At 69.5% G+C, this 17,490-nt stretch carries 11 protein-coding genes and 1 pseudogene; 1 reads left to right on the top strand and 11 read right to left on the bottom strand.

The window, feature by feature from the left end; genetic code table 11:
* Positions 1–63 precede the first annotated feature (63 nt).
* From KKZ08_RS30185 to KKZ08_RS30140, 11 genes and pseudogenes are all read right to left on the bottom strand, one after another.
* Positions 64–3,237: a CHAT domain-containing protein gene (locus tag KKZ08_RS30185; RefSeq protein ID WP_223777430.1), complete on the bottom strand. Its 3,174-nt coding sequence runs from the start codon at positions 3,235–3,237 to the stop codon at positions 64–66.
* Positions 3,238–4,033: 796 nt separating this feature from the next.
* A complete protein-coding gene (locus tag KKZ08_RS30180; RefSeq protein ID WP_223777429.1) occupies positions 4,034–4,522 on the bottom strand; it encodes a hypothetical protein in 489 nt (162 codons plus the stop codon).
* Positions 4,523–4,578: 56 nt separating this feature from the next.
* Complete coding sequence (locus KKZ08_RS30175) at positions 4,579–5,460, bottom strand: carbohydrate ABC transporter permease (protein ID WP_223777428.1); 882 nt, start codon at positions 5,458–5,460, stop codon at positions 4,579–4,581.
* Positions 5,460–6,338: a sugar ABC transporter permease gene (locus tag KKZ08_RS30170; protein WP_223777427.1), complete on the bottom strand. Its 879-nt coding sequence runs from the start codon at positions 6,336–6,338 to the stop codon at positions 5,460–5,462. Before KKZ08_RS30170 ends, KKZ08_RS30175 begins: the two co-directional genes overlap by 1 nt.
* Positions 6,339–6,451: 113 nt before the next feature.
* Complete coding sequence (locus tag KKZ08_RS30165; protein ID WP_223777426.1) at positions 6,452–7,459, bottom strand: extracellular solute-binding protein; 1,008 nt, start codon at positions 7,457–7,459, stop codon at positions 6,452–6,454.
* Positions 7,460–7,832: 373 nt separating this feature from the next.
* Entirely contained in the window at positions 7,833–7,967 is a 135-nt protein-coding gene (locus KKZ08_RS38745; protein ID WP_263303366.1) for a hypothetical protein, read from the bottom strand.
* Positions 7,968–8,058: 91 nt separating this feature from the next.
* Positions 8,059–8,343, bottom strand: a complete 285-nt coding sequence (locus tag KKZ08_RS30160; protein ID WP_223777425.1) for a hypothetical protein — start codon at positions 8,341–8,343, stop codon at positions 8,059–8,061.
* A 96-nt stretch (positions 8,344–8,439) separates the two neighbouring features.
* Complete coding sequence (locus KKZ08_RS30155) at positions 8,440–9,324, bottom strand: ABC transporter substrate-binding protein (protein ID WP_223777424.1); 885 nt, start codon at positions 9,322–9,324, stop codon at positions 8,440–8,442.
* A gap of 148 nt (positions 9,325–9,472) precedes the next feature.
* Complete coding sequence (locus KKZ08_RS30150; RefSeq protein WP_223777423.1) at positions 9,473–10,366, bottom strand: carbohydrate ABC transporter permease; 894 nt, start codon at positions 10,364–10,366, stop codon at positions 9,473–9,475.
* 21 nt (positions 10,367–10,387) lie between these two features.
* Entirely contained in the window at positions 10,388–11,329 is a 942-nt protein-coding gene (locus KKZ08_RS30145) for a sugar ABC transporter permease (RefSeq protein ID WP_223779247.1), read from the bottom strand.
* Positions 11,330–11,893: 564 nt separating this feature from the next.
* Positions 11,894–13,354, bottom strand: a pseudogene (locus tag KKZ08_RS30140) (ribonuclease J); the annotation flags it as partial.
* A gap of 282 nt (positions 13,355–13,636) precedes the next feature.
* On the opposite strand from KKZ08_RS30140, the gene KKZ08_RS30135 reads away from it, so the two are divergent.
* The gene (locus KKZ08_RS30135) at positions 13,637–17,455 is read left to right on the top strand and encodes a GH92 family glycosyl hydrolase (protein ID WP_223779246.1); all 3,819 of its coding nucleotides are present in this window, start codon (positions 13,637–13,639) and stop codon (positions 17,453–17,455) included.
* Positions 17,456–17,490 lie beyond the last annotated feature (35 nt).

The raw sequence follows: 17,490 nt of genomic DNA, 5'->3' as shown, positions 1-17,490 counted from the left end.
GTCGAGTACGCCATCCACCGCGCGCGCCGGAGCCACTGGCCAGCGGCACATCAGGTCCGTCCCTCAGACGCCCCACGCGGTGAACGCCGCCCAGTGGACCGGTGAGGCGAACGGGTGGTCCTGCGTCGTCCTCGCGTGGGCGGCGTACCGGTCCGCGAGGTCCGCGAGGTGCGGGTGCGTGTCCGTGTACCGCGCGAACTCCTCCCACGTGAGGCGGCGCAACCAGCGGCGCGCGCGGCGCAGTGCCGGTACCGGTACCGGTTCCTCGGCCTGGCAGAGGAATTCGTAGAAGCGCGTCATCAGGAACGCGGTGGCCATGTCGTCCACCTGCCACAGGCCGGTCACCGCGCAGGCGGCGCCCGCCTGGAGGAAGGCGGCAGGGAGCCCCTGGAACTCGTCGGGCGTCTCGATGATTCCGTAGTGCCCCGACTGGCAGGCGCTCGCCACCGCCAGTCTGCACAGCGGGAGTTGGTGCCGTACGAGGGTGTCCATGTCCAGGTGGCCGTCGGCGAGGACGAGCGAGCCGCCCCGGCTGTCGGAGCCCGCGCTGCCGTGGCAGCTCAGGTGCAGGTACGACGCCTCGGCGAGGTGGTCGAGCACCCAGCCCACCGTGGCCTCCTCCCCCACCGCGCGGCTGACCTCGCCGCGCGGCGCGAACAGCGCCTGGATCTCGGCGAGTTCGCCGCGGCTGCCGGGGAGCGAGCCGTCGGGGTCGGTGACGGCCACCAGGCGCGGCACGGCGCGCGGCGGGCGGGCGGCGCGGGCCCGGGAGGCGGCGTGGACGGCCGCGGACGGGGTGAGGGTCACGGTGCCGATGTCGTCGACCACCTGGTCGGGGCCGAGCGGCACGGCGTGCAGCGGGACGAGGCCGAGCAGGCCGGTCGGGACGACGACCGCCTCGTTGCGCGGGTCGTCGGCGAGGAGCGCGGCGAGGGGGCGCATGAGGGGTTCGAGGGCCGTGAGGCGTTCCAGCGTGGCGGGGAAGGTACGCCGCCAGGCCAGCCTCGTGCCGTACTGCGCGAGCCACAGGCCGGTGGTGCCCTCGTCCGGGTCGATGACCAGGAGGTGCAGCAGGGTGACGCTGCTGACCTCGGGGACGTGCACGGCCCGCACCGCGGGTTCGGCGCCGGTGACCACGAGGACGTAGCTGCCCCAGGGCGCGTTGACCAGGTACGCGAGCGGTCTGCCGCCCGCGGCCTTGACGATGTCGCGCAGTTCGGTGGTGCGCAGGAAGTCCTCGAAGCCGGGGATGGCGCGGATCTCCTCGACCACGGTGCGCAGGGCGCGTTCGGCGTCCGCCTGTGCGCGCGTCGCGGAGGCGGGGCCGCCGGGTGCCGTCGCGGTCGGTTCCGTGGCGCGGGCGCTGTAGCGGGCCCGTGCGGTGCGGTAGCGGCGGGCGACGACGGGGTCGACGCGGTCGAGTTCCGCGAGGTCGGCCGCTCCCCGCCCCGCCACCACCGAGAGCTCGCAGGCGAGGCCGCGTTCCAGCGCTTCCACCGCGCGCTCGGGCCGGCCCGCGCGGGCCAGCAGGAAGGCGGTCCAGCGGGCGAGCCGGTCCACCTGCACCAGGACGCCCCGGCGGCTCTCGACGGTCACTTGGGCGTCGTACAGCACGTTCACGGCGGTCAGCATGCCGGACGCGATGTCGGCCGCCTCCTCCCAATGTCCGGCGTCCGCGCATCTGTCGACCAGCTCGCGGGCGATGCCGAGGTGCAGGGAGGGCGCCAGGGCGGGTGGTACGGCGGCCAGGGCCGCGCGGCGCAACCGGAGGCTCTGGGCACTGTCCGGCCCGTCGATGAGGTCACTGGACCGGGCCAGCAGCCAGGTGACGCGGCCGGTGTCGAGAGGGCCGGGGTGCTCCGTGGCCAGGTCGAGCACGGCCGAGGCGGCGGCCCGGGCGCCGTACGGGTCCGGGGGGTCGCGGGTGAGGAGCAGGTCGGCGAGGTTGTACTGGGCCTGTGCCCAGAGGGCGGGGTCGTCGCCTGGTGCGAGGTGGCTCAGGGTGTCCCGGTAGCAGCGTTCGGCCTCGCCCAGGTCGTCCGGCTCGGCGCGGCGCTGGAGGAGCAGGCCGAGATTGACCATGGAGTAGGCCCAGTTGACGGTGGAGCGCTCCGGGGAGCGTTCTTCGAGACCGGCCCTGATGTGGCGGATGCCGAGGCCGAGGTCCGTGGCGTCGCCGCCCGGCCGCTCCGACAGGAGCAGGCCGTAGTTGGTCTGGATGCGCGCCCAGAACTCGGGGTGTGCGCGCCGGTCGAGCTCGCCGGCGCGGGCGAGCAGGTCGCAGGCGGTCAGCCAGACCTCCAGGCGGTCGCCGTCGTCGCGCGCGTAGTGGGCGCTGGCGAGGTTGTTCGCCGTGTGCACCCACTCCAGGCTGCCTTCGGGGAGCCGGGCCAGGGCGTGTTCGAGCAGCGTGACCGCTTCGGACAGGTCGGCGTCGGGCCCGGCGTGGGCGGCGGCCACCAGGCGCTCGCCGAGCAGGGCGGCGATCTCGGCCTCCAGCTCCTCTTCGCCGAGGTCGGCGGCGAGGGCCAGCGCCTCGCGGGCCGGTGCGATGGACGCGGTTCCCTCGGCGGTGCGGGCCGTCTCGTACAGCGCGTACAGCTGTTCCCGCAGGTCGCCGCCGAGGGCGCGCAGGGAGTCGAAGTAGCGCTGGAGCGCCTCCTCCTGCGGGGTACGGCCGTCGCTGAGGTCTTCCAGGAGCCGCTGGCGCCGGCGCAGATCCGGTTCGAACGGGGCGCCCGCGGCCGCCTCCAGTTCCGCGCGCCCGGCGTCTCGCACCTTTGTGTCGCGGGTCAACTCCGGCCGCGTACGCAGGAGTTCTCTCAGCTGGTCCGGGAGGCTGGTCAGTACGGCGTACAGCAGGCCGTTCACCTCGGTCTGCTCCCGGTCCTCCGCGAGGTAGTGCAGGAAGGTCGCGTAGTTGTCGACCGTCGGCTCCCCCTGCGGCGCCAGCTCGGCGCGGGCCGCCGCCGGGTCGGCCAGGTCCCGGTCGAGGTCACGGGTGAGGACGACCGGCAGCAGCCTGCGGGGCAGCGGGATCACCTGCCCGTGGAAGACGGTGTCGCGGAAGGCTCCGGCCCGCCCGGCCTCCCCGAGCAGGACGGGCGCGGACGGCAGGGCCCCCGACCGGAGCTCCGTGAGGGAGAGCGCGAGCAACAGGGGTGCCGTCACGCCCGGCCGCAGGACGAGCAGCGGCGCGTCGATGGCCGTCCGCGCACCGCATCCGGGACAGTCCACCCACGCCAGGCCGGGGCTCTCCCCGCTCAGGGCATCGGCGCGCTCACGAGCATCGAGGACACGCCAGACGACGGCCGCACTCTCCCGCTCACACCCCTCGCACCGCCACGAGTAGGTTCCCCTCGCCGAGACCGCCATCCTGCCTCCGTAGGTATGCCTGCCGGGCCTGGGGGTTGCCGGGCCTGGGTGCCGGGCTTTGCGCCCGGGCCTGGCCGCCGAGCCTGGGTGCCGGATCTGGCCATCGGACGGACCTGACCGCCGGGCCTGAGTCTCGGGCCTGACCGCCGGGCCTGGGCGCGGGACCTGGTCACCGCGCCCGGGCGCCGGATCTGGGTCCCGGACCTGACCGCCCGACCTGGCCGGCGAGCCCGGGTGCCGGACCCTGCCACCGGACCCCAACACCGGGACCTCACCACCGAACCCGACCACTGGGCCCGGGTGCCGGGCCTGGCTGCCGGACCCTGCCACCGGACCCCAACACCGGGACCTCACCACCGAACCCGACCACTGGGCCCGGGTGCCGGGCCTGGCTGCCGGACCCTGCCACCGGACCCCAACACCGGGGCCGCACCACCGAACCCGACCACCGAACCCGGGTGCCGGACCCTGCCACCGGACCCCAACACCGGGACCTCACCACCGAACCCGACCACTGGGCCCGGGTGCCGGATCTGGCCCCCGGACCTGACCACCAGACCTGGATGCCGGACCTGACCACCAGGCCTGCCACCCAACCTGAATGCCGGACCTGGCCACCGGACCTGCCCCCGACCCCGACCGCCAAATCCCGTACCCCCTACTTCCCCCCACTGATCCGCGAAAGCAGCGCCGTGAAGACCCGGCCAAGCGCCGCCTCCTTCATGGCCCGCTTGTGGATGGTCAGGCTCCATTTCCCTTCCGTGTCCCGCCTCACGCGGACCTCGGTCTGGAGGAGGACGACGACGAGCACGGTGACCGAGAGGCCGACGGGGTCGAAGCGCTGCATCGGTGAGCGCGCGTAGTCGACGGCCTCGCCGACCGTGCGTGACAGGTCTCCGCCCTGGGAGGCCGCGTACTCGAGGGTGGCGCGGGCCAGCTCCCCCTCGGTGACCTCGGGCCGGTCCGGCCCCACGTACTCCGCGACGTCCTCGCTCTCCAGCGTCTCGGCCAGCTCCCCGCCGTCCCAGTCGGCGGCGTGGGCCCGGGGCAGGAGCCCCCGCTCCTCGACCACGGCCGCGAGGGCGCGCACGGCGGCCTCGTCGGAGAGTTCCCGGATGTCCCGCTCCAGTTGTTCTCGCGTCTGCATGTCTCGATTCTCGCCGGAGCGGCGGCCGTTGGGGGGTCGCTTCACCGACCCCGCCGCTACTTCACCGACCCCGCCGTGAGCCCCGACACGACATGCCGCTCGATGAAGGCGAACAGCACGACGACCGGGATGATCGCGACCACCGACGCGGCGAAGAGGTAGTTCCACTGCACCGTGTAGTTGCCGATGAAGTTGCTGATGCCGACCGTCAGCGGCTGCTTGTCCGGTTCCGTGGTGAGGGTCAGGCCCATCACGAACTCGTTCCAGGACGTGATGAAGGTGAAGATCACCGCCGTGACCACGCCCGGCAGCGCCAGCGGCAGCGTCACCTTGATCATGGCGCCGAAGCGGCTGGTGCCGTCCACCATGGCGGCCTCCTCCAGCTCCGGGGGGATGGAGGAGATGTACGCCGTCAGGATCCAGACCGCGAAGGCGAGGTTGAACGCCGCGTTGGTGAGGATCAGGGTCCAGACCGAGTTCAGCATGTCCAGCTGGTGGAACTCACGGTAGAGGCCGACCAGCAGGGCCGTGGGCTGGAACATCTGGGTGACCAGGACCAGGAGCAGGAAGAGCTTGCGGCCCCGGTAGCGCATGCGGGCCGTGTAGTACGCCGCCGGGAGGGAGACCAGGAGGACCAGGAGCGTCGCGCCGCCGGCCACCAGCAGGGTGACCTGGAGGTTCTGGCCGAGTTCGGACTCCTTCCATACGTCGACGAAGTTCGCCCACTCCAGGTTCTGCGGCAGGTAGGTGCGGTCCCGCAGCTCCTCCTTGGGGCGCAGGGCGGTGACGATCATCTCCAGGTACGGCGCGAGGAAGACGGCCGCGAGGAGCCAGGCGCAGGCCGTGATGACCAGGGTGCGGGGCCGGAAGGCACGCCGGGGCTTCTTGCGCCCGCCGGGTCCGGTGGGCGCGGGGCGGGTCGCCGTCGCCGTGGCCATCAGTCCTCCTCGTTCCACCGGCTGACCTTCAGGAAGATCAGCACGAGCACCACGACCATCAGGAAGTTGACGACCGACATGGCCGCGGACTCACCGATGTCGGTCTCCTTCAGCTTGTACATGAACACCATCGACGTGGAGGTGTCGTAACCCGGCCCGCCCTGGGTCATGGCCCAGATGATCGGGAAGGAGTTGAAGACGTTGATGAGGTTGATGACGACGCCGACGAGGAAGGCGGGCCGCAGCATCGGCAGCGTGATGTGGCGGTACGTCTGCCAGGGCCCCGCCCCGTCGATGCGCGAGGCCTCGTAGACCTCCTGGGGGATGGTCTGGAGCCCGGCGAGCAGCGTGTACGTGGTGAAGGGGAGCGAGACGAAGACGGCCACGGCCATCATCCAGGGCCAGGCGGTCTCCGGTCTGCCCAGCCAGTCCTTGGAGCTGTCGATGAGGCCGAGGTCGAGCATCAGGGTGTTGAGGACGCCGGCGGTCTGGTTGAGCATCCACTTGAAGCCGATGGCGGTCATCAGGACGGAGGCGGCCCAGGGGGCGATGAGCGCCCAGCGGGTGATGCGGCGGCCGGGGAACTTCTGGTCGAAGAGCTGCGCGAGGGCCAGGGAGAGCACCATCGTGACGGTGACGACGACGAGCGTCCACACGACGGTCCAGAGCAGGACGGCCCCGAAGTCGCTCTCCTCGAAGAGCTTCTTGAACTTGTCGGTCCCGGCGCTGCCGCGCACCTTGCCGGCGATGGAGATGTTGAGGAACGAGGTGCGGATCAGCTCGATGACGGGCCAGACGACCACGGCGAGGATCAGCAGGATGACGGGCGCTATCCAGGGCAGCGGGCCGAGCCGGGCGATTCCGCCGCGGCGGCTCACCGGCCGGGGTGCGCGCCCGCTCCGTCCCCGGCCGGAGCCGGCCGGGGACGGAGGGGCCTTCAGTGACACAAGGTCTCCTTGCGGACGGGGGGCGGACTAAGGGGAGGGGGCCGCTACTTGGCTTCCGCCGCCGCCGTCTCCGCCTTCTTCTGGAGGTCGCCGAGGACCTGCTTCGGGTCGTCGACGACGGCCTTGCCACCGGTCTTCTTGATCTCGGCGGAGACGAGGTCCCAGGTGGTGTCGCCCAGCGGGTAGAACTTGGCGCTCGGCAGCACCTCGAAGAACGGCTCCAGGTCCTTGTGCTTGCCGTTGGTCTGCATTTCCTCCAGGGCGTCCTGGGTGACCGGCATGAGGTTGTACATCTCGTCGAACGCCAGCATCTTCTTGGAGTACGTGAAGTCCAGGAACTTCTTCACGCCTTCCTTCTCCGCGCCGCCGTCCTTGAACGCCATCATCCAGTCGGCCACGCCGAGGGTGCTCTTCAGCGGGCCTTCCTTGCCGGGGATGGGCGCGACGCCGTAGTCGACCTTGCCGCCCTTGGCCATCTGGATGAGGCTCGGGTGGCCGTTGAGCATGCCGACCTTGCCGGCCGCGAAGTCGGCGAAGGCCGTCTTGCGGTCGGTGGAGGCGGGGTTGGCGTAGGTGAGGCCCGGCTTGACCAGCTCGGTCTTGAGCCACTCGAACGTCTCGACGTTCTGGGGGCTGTCGATGGTGTATTTGCCGTCGCCGTCGGTGTAGCCGCCGCCGTTGCCGAGCTCCCACATCATCGTCTCGCCCTGGGTCTCCTCGGGGCCGAGCGGCAGGGCGTAGGGGGTCTCGGCGGCCTTCTTGTCCTTGATCTTCTTCGCGGCGGCGGCGAGTTCGTCCCAGGTCTTCGGCGGGGCCTTCACGCCGGCCTTCTTGAAGACGTCCTTGTTGTAGAACATGACGCGGCTGGAGGAGACCCAGGGGATGCCGTACTGGGTGCCGTCGACCTCCCCGGCCTCGGCGAAGGTGGGGATGAGGTTGTCGCGGGTCTTGGCGGACATGACCTCGTCCGCCTTGTAGAGGAGGTCGTCGGCGACCTTGTCGGCGTAGCCGCCGGTCTGGAGCAGGTCGGGTTCGTCGCCCGCCTGGATCATGTTCTTGACGGACTTCGTCGATCTCTCCAGTTGGACCGGACGTCGTACCTGTGGCCCTTGTTGGCCTTCTCTGGAGGCGTCTCCTTCTTGCCCAGCCAGTACACCTTGGAGGCGTCGGAGGCCGAGTCGAGCGATCGAGCTTGTCGTCTTGGTCACCGCTGTCTGTCCCCGCCGATGGCGGTCATCCGGAGGCGGCCCAGGCGAGAGCGCCCAGCGGGTGATGCGGCGGCCGATTCTGGTCGAAGAGCTGCGCGAACCCGCACCATCGTGACGGTGAGCGACGACGAGCGTCCACGACGCCGTCAGAGCGGACGGCCCCAGTCGCTCTCCTCGAAGAGCTTCTTGAACTTTCGGTGGCGCTGAAATCACCGCTTCACCAGGCGATGGAGATGTTGAGGAACGAGGTGCGGATCAGCTCGATGACGGGCCAGACGACCACGGCGAGGATCAGCAGGATGACGGGCGCTATCCCGCGGCCGAGCCGGGCGATTCCGCCGCGGCGGCTCACCGGCCTGCGCGCCCGCTCTTCTCCCGGCCGGTTGTAAGCGGGGACGGAGGGGCCTTCAGTGACACAAGGTCTCCTTGCGGACGGGGGCGGACTAAGGGAGGGGCCGCTGCTTGGCTTCCGCCGCCGCCGTCTCCGCCTTCTTCTGGAGGTCGCCGGGACCTGCTTCGGGTCGTCGACGACGGCCTTGCCACCGGTCTTCTTGATCTCGGCGGAGACGAGGTCCCAGGTGGTGAAGGTCGCCCAGCGGGTAGAACTTGGCGCTCGGCAGCACCTCGAAGAACGGCTCCAGGTCCTTGTGCTTGCCGTTGGTCTGCATTTCCTCCAGGGCGTCCTGGGTGACCGGCATGAGGTTGTACATCTCGTCGAACGCCAGCATCTTCTTGGGTACGTGAAGTCCAGGAACTTCTTCACGCCTTCCTTCTGCCGCCGTCCTTGAACGCCATCATCCAGTCAGCCACGCCAGAGGTGCTCTTCAGCGGGCCTTCCTTGCCGGGGATGGGCGCGACGCCGTAGTCGACCTTGCCGCCCTTGGCCATCTGGATGAGGCTCGGGTGGCCGTTGAGCATGCCGACCTTAAGCCGCGAAGTCGGCGAAGGCCGTCTTGCGGTCGGTGGAGGCGGGTTGGCGTAGGTGAGGCCCGGCAGCCAGCTCGGTCTTGAGCCACTCGAACGTCTCGACGTTCTGGGGCTGTCGATGGTGTATTGCCGTCGCCGTCGGTGTAGCCGCCGCCGTTGCCGAGCTCCCACATCATCGTCTCGCCCTGGGTCTCCTCGGGGCCGAGCGGCAGGGCGCGGGGTCTCGGCGGCCTTCTTGTCCTTGATCTTCTTCGCGCGGCGGCGAGTTCGTCCCAGGTCTTCGGCGGGGCCTTCACGTAAGCCTTCTTGAAGACGTCCTTGTTGTAGAACATGACGCGGCTGGAGGAGACCCAGGGGATGCCGTACTGGGTGCCGTCGACCTCCCCGGCCTCGGCGAAGGTGGGGATGAGGTTGTCGCGGGTCTTGGCGGACATGACCTCGTCCGCCTTGTAGAGGAGGTCGTCGGCGACCTTGTCGGCGTAGCCGCCGGTCTGGAGCAGGTCGGGTTCGTCGCCCGCCTGGATCATGTTCTTGACGGACTTGTCGATCTCGTTCCAGTTGATGACCTGGACGTCGACCTCGTAGCCCTTGTTGGCCTTCTCGAATTCCTTCTTGACCTGGTTCCAGTACACCTTGGAGGCGTTGGAGGCCTTGTCGCCGTAGTCGGCGGCGACGAGCTTGATCGTCTTGCCGTCACCGCTGTCGCTGTCCCCGCCGCAGGCGGTAAGTCCGAGCGCCAGGCAGAGCGTTGCCGCACCGGTGGCGACCATTCGATTCCTCATGCTGTTCAACCCTTCGACATCGGTGTCGACTTGAGCGCGTACAGTCGCCCCCCGCGGCGCCGTCGCGCCGACCCTACTCACGTCAGGTTTTGGCCCGACAGGCCTAGACCACTTTCGTGGCCAAGCTGAAATCACCTGCTTCACCAGGTCACTTGAGCGCTCCGGAGGCCAGACCGGCCTGTACCTGTCGCTGGAAGACGGCGTACACGACGAGCACCGGGAGCATGGCGATGGTCAGGCCCGCGAAGAGCGCGCCCCAGTCCCCGCGGTAGCCCTGGGAGACCGCGAGCGAGGCGAGTCCCTGCGGCAGCACGTAGTTCTTCTCCTCCTCGTTGTTGAGCAGCAGCGGAAGCAGGTACTGGTTCCACTGGCCGAGGAAGTTGAAGATGCCGATGCTGACCAGGCCCGGCTTGGCCATCGGGAGCATGATCTGGAAGAACGTGCGGGTGTGCGAGGCCCCGTCGACCATCGCCGCCTCCTGCACGCCGGTCGGCAGCGTGCGGAAGAAGGAGGTCAGGAAGAAGGTGGTGAAGGGCAGCGAGTAGGCGATGTACGCGATCATCAGGCCCGGCCGGGTGTCGAGGAGCCCGAAGTTCTCCATGACGGCGAAGAGCGGGACGAGCGCGAGGATGACCGGGAACATCATGCCGCCCGCGAACAGCATGAAGATGAAGCGGTTGCCGGGGAAGGTGAAGCGGGCGATGACGTAGGCCGCCATGGAGCCGAGCAGCATGGTGCCGGTCAGCGAACCGCAGAGGATGACCAGCGAATTGACGGTGTACCGGCCGATGTCGGCTTTGCTCCAGGCGTTGGTGAAGTTCTCCCAGTGGAACGCGGCCGGCCAGCCCATCGGGTCGCTGAGGATCTCGGCCGAGGGCCGGAACGCGGTGAGCGCGACCCAGATCAGGGGCCCGGCCGCCAGGACCACCCACAGGACGAGGAAGGCGTGCGAGAAGACGTTGAGGGTGCCGCCCGACTCCTTCTCGCCGCGGGGTGCGGCGGCGCTGTCGGGGCGGGGCGCGGCGGTGGCGGTCGTGGTCATGATGCAGTGGCTCCCGCGGTGTCAGTATTCGATCCGGTCGCGGTTCCCGACCCGCATGACGATCAGGGAGAACGCCACGCTCAGGACGAGGAGGACGACGCCGATGGACGTGGCGTAGCCGTACTGGCCGTCACGGAAGCGTTCGTAGAGGAAGACCGGGGTCACCTTGAGGACGTGCGGCGGCACCATCACGAGGCAGATCGCGAAGGTGTCGAGCGCCTGGATGCCCATGTAGATCCAGCCGGTGCGCACCGTGTCCCAGATCAGCGGGAGCGTGACGCCGAAGAAGCTGCGGGCGCGGCCCGCGCCGTCCAGGAGCGCGGCCTCGTGGATGTCCTTGGGGATGGCCCCCATCGCCGCGGAGAACAGCACGACGTAGAAGCCGACGAAGCTCCAGCTGATGACGGTGAGCAGCGCGATCAGGGCGAGGGTCTCGTCGCCGCCGAGCCAGGCGGGCCCGTCGATGCCGGCCTTCTCCAGACCGCCGTTGATCAGGCCGCTGTTGGTGTTGAAGACGCGCCCCCACACCACGGCGATGATGGAGACGGACAGCACCTGCGGGAAGAAGTAGACGACCTTGTAGAAGGACGAGCCGGCGACGCCCGCGATGGCCTTGCCCCTGCGGTGCCGGCCGCCCGCGGTGATCATGTAGGCGAAGAACATGCCGAGTACGAGCGTCAGGAGGGGTGCGACGACCAGCAGGAGCGCGCTGACCTGGAGCGAGTCCCAGAAACGGACGTCGTCCCACATCTTCCGGTAGTTGTCGAACCCGATGAAGTTCGCGACCGGGCCGCCGGACCAGTCGGTGAAGGAGTAGTAGATCGCCTGGAGGAACGGCGAGACGACGAACAGCGCGTAGAAGGCGAGCGGCACGGCCAGGAAGCCCACGATGAAGCGGTACTTGTCGAGCGTGCGGTAGCGCCGGTCGTAGCGGACGCGCCTCGGGGTGAGGCCGGGCGGCAGCAGTACCGTGAACAGCTCGTTGTACCAGCCGACGCACGCTGCTCATGGTCGCCGCTCAGGCCTTCTTGCAGGGGGTCCTTCAGGGCGCCTTCTGCGTCCATCGCTCTTGGGGCCGATCTGGCTGCATCTGTCATCATCCTGGGCTGGACGGCTCGTGCCCCTCGGTCTCATCGACGGCATCAGCGCCCGCCGCTACATCGGCCCGCGGGTGGTGTCGTCGTCCGCTCCGCCTTTCGTTCTGACCGTTGGCGACTCAGGGTCCCTCCGGCCCAGGCCTCGGAGCCCGTTCGCAGGTCGTCCATGAGCCTGCGGGCCGATCTGGCCCTCGCATCGACGTTTCCGACAGGTTGTTGGTCCTCGCGGAGACAGCGTGCCGTCGTCGTGGAACTCGGGCGACTTGTGACGATGTTGCTCCGCCTGTGAACGCCGCCCTTGGACGGCCGCGCTGGGCGCTCGGGACGCGTGTCCCGACGCCTTCAGGCGCGGTCGATGGCGCCTCTCGCACAGGGCCATCCGAGGCCGACCTGCAGGACCAGGGTCGTGGACGAAGCCGCGGGCCAGGGCGCCGGTGTCGGCGTCGACGATCGCCACCACCGTCACCACGCCCTCCTCGGCGAGGGTCCGGCGGTCCTTGAGGGAGGCTTCCGTGGCGCCGCCGACCTCCATGCCGTCCACGTAGACGTAGCCCGCCGGGACCTTCCCGGTGATCTTGGCGCGTCCGTCGAGGAGGTCGACGACGACGCCGTCCTCGGCGATGACCACCCGGTCGGGGTCGACCCCGGTACGGATGGCCAGGTCGGCGTTGGCCTTCAGGTGCTTGAACTCGCCGTGGACCGGCATGACGTTGCGGGGCTTGACGATGTTGTAGCAGTACACGAGTTCGCCGGCGCTGGCGTGCCCGGAGACGTGCACCTTGGCGTTGCCCTTGTGGACGACGTTCGCTCCCCAGCGCGTCAGGCCGTTGATGACGCGGTAGATGGCGCTCTCGTTGCCCGGGATGAGGGAGCTGGCGAGCAGGACCGTGTCGCCCTTGCCGATGCGGATCTGGTGGTCGCGGTTGGCCATCCGGGACAGCGCGGCCATCGGTTCGCCCTGGGAGCCGGTGCACACCAGGGTGACCTTGTGGTCGGGCAGGTTCTCCAGTTCCTTGACGTTGACCACCAGGTTGGCGGGGACCTTCAGGTAGCCGAGGTCACGGGCGATGCCCATGTTGCGGACCATCGAGCGGCCCACGAAGGCGACCTTGCGGCCGTGTTGGTGGGCGGCGTCCAGGATCTGCTGGATACGGTGCACATGGCTGGCGAAGCTGGAGACGATCACGCGGCGCGGCGCGGTCCGCATGACCTGCTCGATCGCGGGGTTCAGCTCCCGCTCGGAGGTGGTGAAGCCGGGCACCTCGGCGTTGGTGGAGTCGGTCAGGAACAGGTCCACGCCCTCCTCGCCGAGCCGGGCGAAGGCGCGCAGGTCGGTGATGCGGTCGTCCAGCGGGAACTGGTCCATCTTGAAGTCCCCGGTGTGCAGGACCAGTCCGGCGCTGGTACGGATCGCGACCGCGAGGCTGTCCGGGATGGAGTGGTTGACCGCCACGAACTCGCATTCGAAGGGACCGAAACCGCGCCGGTCGCCCTCGCGCACGCGCACCGTACGCGGCCGGATGCCGTGCTCCTTGAGCTTGGCCTCCAAGAACGCCAGCGTCAGCTTCGAACCGATGACGGGGATGTCGGACCGCTCGCGCAGCAGGTAGGGCACGCCTCCGATGTGGTCCTCGTGGCCGTGGGTCAGCACGATCGCCGCCACGTCGTCGAGGCGGTCCCGGATGGAGGTGAAGTCCGGCAGGATCACATCCACCCCGGGCTGGGTCTCCTCGGGGAACAGCACACCGCAGTCGACGATCAGCAGCTTGCCCGCATGTTCGAAGACGGTCATGTTGCGGCCGATCTCACCCAGACCGCCGAGGGCGACGATCCTCAGCCCACGCTTGTTCAGTGGAGGGGCGGCTTTCAATTCTGGATGTGGATGACTCATGCCCCGACGCTACCGGAGAGGCGCGCGGGTGATCCTTTACCGGTGCCGGACCCGTTCCGCCGACCACCCGATCTGCCCCGGGGCGTCCCGCCCGGCCTCGTACGTGGCATCAACCCCGCGAATAGCGCCAACAGCCTTGACACCCTCTGTCACTTGACTCCCTACTAGACCTTGCGCAGCGATCGTGACAACGTTGTCCAACTCGCAGGGAGGGGCTCGGGGATGCCACACATGGCACGCAGATCTCGTCATGGACACCATCGTCCGCCGGTGGCCATCGGCATGCTGGCGCTCGCGCTCGTCGTGGCCGCGCAGGGGGCCGCCGTCGCGGGGCCCGAGAAACCGCCGCGCGCCGAGAAGGAGTTCGCATCCTCGTTCGAGGGGGGCGAGGCGCAGCCCGACTGGCTGAACACCGTGGAGACGGCCCCCGGCGGCGGCAAGAAGGCCTCGGGCGTCAACGGCGCGTTCAGTTCCGGCCTGCCCGGCAGCGTGATGGACCACGTCACCGAGGTCCGGGCCAGCGGCGAGAACGCGGGCTCGGGCGAGGTCGCGGAGAACCTCGTCGACGGCGAGGCCACCAGCAAATGGCTGACGTTCGCGACGTCCGGTTGGGTCGAGTTCGACCTGAAGGAGCCGGCCGAGGTGGTGACGTACGCGCTGACGTCCGCCAACGACCACGCCCCGCGCGACCCCAAGGACTGGACCCTGAAGGGCTCCGCCGACGGCAAGGAGTGGAAGGTCCTCGACGAGCGCGAGGGCGAGGCCTTCGACGGCCGGCACAAGACGAAGAAGTACGACTTCGCCAACGCCACGGCGTACCGCCACTACCGCCTGGACGTCACGGCCAACAACGGCGCGCCCGACATAGTGCAACTGGCCGATGTGCAGCTGTCGGTGGGCGGCGCCGAGGCACCCGCCCCCGAGGACATGCTGAGCCTGGTGGACCGGGGCCCCAGCGGTTCGCCCACCGCCAAGTCGCGGGCCGGGTTCACGGGCAGGCACGCGCTGCGCTATGCGGGCACCCACAAGGCCGACGGCCGCGGGTACTCGTACAACAAGGTCTTCGACGTGAACGTGCCGGTGCGGCGGAACACCGAGCTGGGCTACCGCGTCTTCCCCTCGATGGCCGAGGGCGACCTCGACTACGCGGCGACGCACGTCTCCGTGGACCTGGCGTTCACCGACGGCACCTATCTGAGTGACCTCAAGGCCACGGACCAGCACGGCTTCCCGCTGGACCCGCGCGGCCAGGGCGCCGCCAAGGTGCTCTACGTCAACCAGTGGAACAACGTCGTCTCGCGGATCGGCGAGGTCGCGCGCGGCAAGACGGTCGACCGGATCCTCGTCGCGTACGACGCGCCGAAGGGCCCGGCGAAGTTCCGCGGCTGGCTGGACGACGTGTCGTTGAAGGAGAAGGCCCCGCCGAGGCCCAAGGCGCACCCCTCCGACTACGCGGACACCACCCGTGGCACCCACTCCAGCGGCGGCTTCTCGCGCGGCAACACCTTCCCGGCGACGGCGGTCCCGCACGGCTTCAACTTCTGGACGCCGGTGACCAGCGCGGGCTCCCTGAGCTGGCTGTACGACTACGCGCGCGGCAACAACGACGACAACCTGCCGACGATGCAGGCGTTCGGCGCGAGTCACGAGCCTAGCCCGTGGATGGGCGACCGGCAGACGTTCCAGCTGATGCCGTCCGTCGACAAGGACACCCCGAACGCCTCGCGGACCAAGCGGGCGCTGCCCTTCCGGCACGAGAAGGAGACGGCGCGCCCGCACTACTACGGCGTGACGTTCGAGAACGGCCTCAAGGCCGAGATGGCGCCGACCGACCACGCCGCGATGATGCGGTTCACCTATCCGGGTGACGACGCGAGCGTGATCTTCGACAACGTCTCGGAGAAGGGCGGTCTCACCCTCGACAAGGAGAAGGGGATCGTCTCCGGTTTCTCGGACGTCAAGTCCGGCCTGTCGACGGGCGCCACGCGCATGTTCGTGTACGGGACCTTCGACGCGCCGGTCACCGCGGGCGGCAAGCCGGCGGGCGGCGGTGGCGGTGACGTCACCGGCTACCTGCGTTTCGCCCCCGGCAAGGACCGCACGGTCACCCTCCGTCTCGCCACGTCCCTGATCAGTGTGGACCAGGCGAAGGCCAACCTCGGCCAGGAGATCCCCGCGGGCACCTCCTTCGACCGCGTCAAGGACCGCGCCCAGAAGCAGTGGGACGCGATCCTCGGCAAGGTGGAGGTGGAGGGCGCGAGCCAGGGTCAGCTGACGACGCTGTACTCGTCGCTGTACCGGCTGTACCTGTACCCCAACTCGGGCTTCGAGAAGGTCGCTTCAGCGGGCGGCAGGTACACGTACAAGTACGCCTCGCCCTTCTCCCCGCAGACCGGCCCGGACACCCCGACGCACACCGGCGCGAAGATCGTCGAGGGCAAGCCGTACGTCAACAACGGCTTCTGGGACACCTACCGGACGACGTGGCCCGCGTACTCCCTCCTCACGCCGAAGAAGGCGGGCGAGCTGGTCGACGGGTTCGTGCAGCAGTACAAGGACGGCGGCTGGACCTCGCGCTGGTCGTCGCCGGGCTACGCGGACCTGATGACGGGCACCTCCTCGGACGTCGCGTTCGCCGACGCGTACGTCAAGGGCGTGAAGTTCGACGCGAAGGCCGCGTACGAGGCCGCGCTGAAGAACGCGACGGTGGTGCCGCCGAGCGCGGGCGTCGGCCGCAAGGGCATGAAGACCTCGCCGTTCCTCGGCTACACGAGCAGCGAGACGCACGAGGGCCTGTCGTGGGCGCTGGAGGGCTACCTCAACGACTACGGCATCTCCCGCATGGGCGAGGCGCTCTACAAGAAGACGGGCGTCAAGCGCTACAAGGAGGAGTCGCGGTACTTCCTCGACCGCGCCCGGGAGTACGTGAACCTCTTCGACGAGAAGGCGGCGGGCGCCGGCACGGCCCCCGGCTTCTTCCAGGGCAAGGACGCCAAGGGCAAGTGGCGCGTCCCCTCCGACAAGTTCGACCCGCGCGTGTGGGGTCACGACTACACGGAGACCAACGCCTGGGGCTACGCCTTCACGGCCCCGCAGGACTCGCGCGGCCTCGCCAACCTCTACGGCGGCCGCGAGAAGCTGGGCGAGAAGCTGGACACGTACTTCGCGACGCCCGAGACCGGCTCCGCCGAGTTCGCGGGCTCGTACGGGGGCGTCATCCACGAGATGACGGAGGCACGCGACGTCCGCATGGGCATGTACGGCCACTCCAACCAGGTCGCCCACCACGTGGCGTACATGTATGACGCGGCCGGGCAGCCGGCCAAGACGCAGGAGAAGGTCCGCGAGGTCCTCGCCCGCCTCTACACCGGCAGCGAGATCGGCCAGGGCTACCACGGCGACGAGGACAACGGCGAGCAGTCCGCCTGGTACCTCTTCTCCTCGCTCGGCTTCTACCCGCTGGTGATGGGCAGCGGTGAATACGCCGTCGGCTCACCGCAGTTCAAGAAGATGACCGTGCACCTGGACAACGGCCGCGACCTGGTCGTCAAGGCGCCGAGGAACAGCGCGGAGAACGTGTACGTGCAGGGGCTCAAGGTCAACGGCAAGGCCTGGACGTCGACCGCGCTCCCCCACAAGCTGATCGCGCGCGGCGGGGTCCTGGAGTTCGACATGGGCCCGAAGCCGTCGGCGTGGGGTTCCGGCAAGAACGCCCAGCCGGTGTCGATCACCCAGGACGACGAGGTGCCGTCGCCGAGGCGGGACGTCCTCAAGGGCGACGGCGCGCTCTTCGACGACTCCTCGGCCACGGCGGCCTCTTCGGAGTCGGGAGCCGTGGAGCTCCCGGTCGGCAAGGCGACCAAGGCGGTGCAGTACACGCTGACGTCGTCCACCGACAGGGCGAAGGCGCCGCGCGGCTGGGTGCTGGAAGGCTCCGCCGACGGCCGCACGTGGAAGCGGCTGGACGAGCGCTCCGGTGAATCCTTCGCCTGGGACCAGCAGACGCGGGTGTTCACGGTGGCGCGTCCGGGGACGTACGGGCACTACCGGCTGGTGCCGCGCGGCTCCGCGACCCTCGCGGAGGTGGAGCTGCTCAGCTGATCCGCCGACCCGACGGCTCCGTAGCCGGGGGCGTA

The organism is Streptomyces sp. 135 (assembly GCF_020026305.1).
GTDB lineage: Bacteria > Actinomycetota > Actinomycetes > Streptomycetales > Streptomycetaceae > Streptomyces.
Note: the sequence above shows the minus strand (reverse complement) of the source record. Positions and strands in the feature narration are given on the sequence as shown.

Bases quoted from the DNA above. Each gene is read 5' to 3' on its own strand.
- KKZ08_RS30135 (WP_223779246.1), top strand. From the start codon at position 13,637: ATGCTGGCGCTCGCGCTCGTCGTGGCCGCGCAGGGGGCCGCCGTCGCG.
- KKZ08_RS30150 (WP_223777423.1), bottom strand. From the start codon at position 10,366: ATGACCACGACCGCCACCGCCGCGCCCCGCCCCGACAGCGCCGCCGCA.
- KKZ08_RS30180 (WP_223777429.1), bottom strand. From the start codon at position 4,522: ATGCAGACGCGAGAACAACTGGAGCGGGACATCCGGGAACTCTCCGAC.
- KKZ08_RS30175 (WP_223777428.1), bottom strand. From the start codon at position 5,460: ATGGCCACGGCGACGGCGACCCGCCCCGCGCCCACCGGACCCGGCGGG.
- KKZ08_RS30160 (WP_223777425.1), bottom strand. From the start codon at position 8,343: ATGCTGGCGTTCGACGAGATGTACAACCTCATGCCGGTCACCCAGGAC.
- KKZ08_RS30155 (WP_223777424.1), bottom strand. From the start codon at position 9,324: ATGAGGAATCGAATGGTCGCCACCGGTGCGGCAACGCTCTGCCTGGCG.
- KKZ08_RS30165 (WP_223777426.1), bottom strand. From the start codon at position 7,459: ATGATCCAGGCGGGCGACGAACCCGACCTGCTCCAGACCGGCGGCTAC.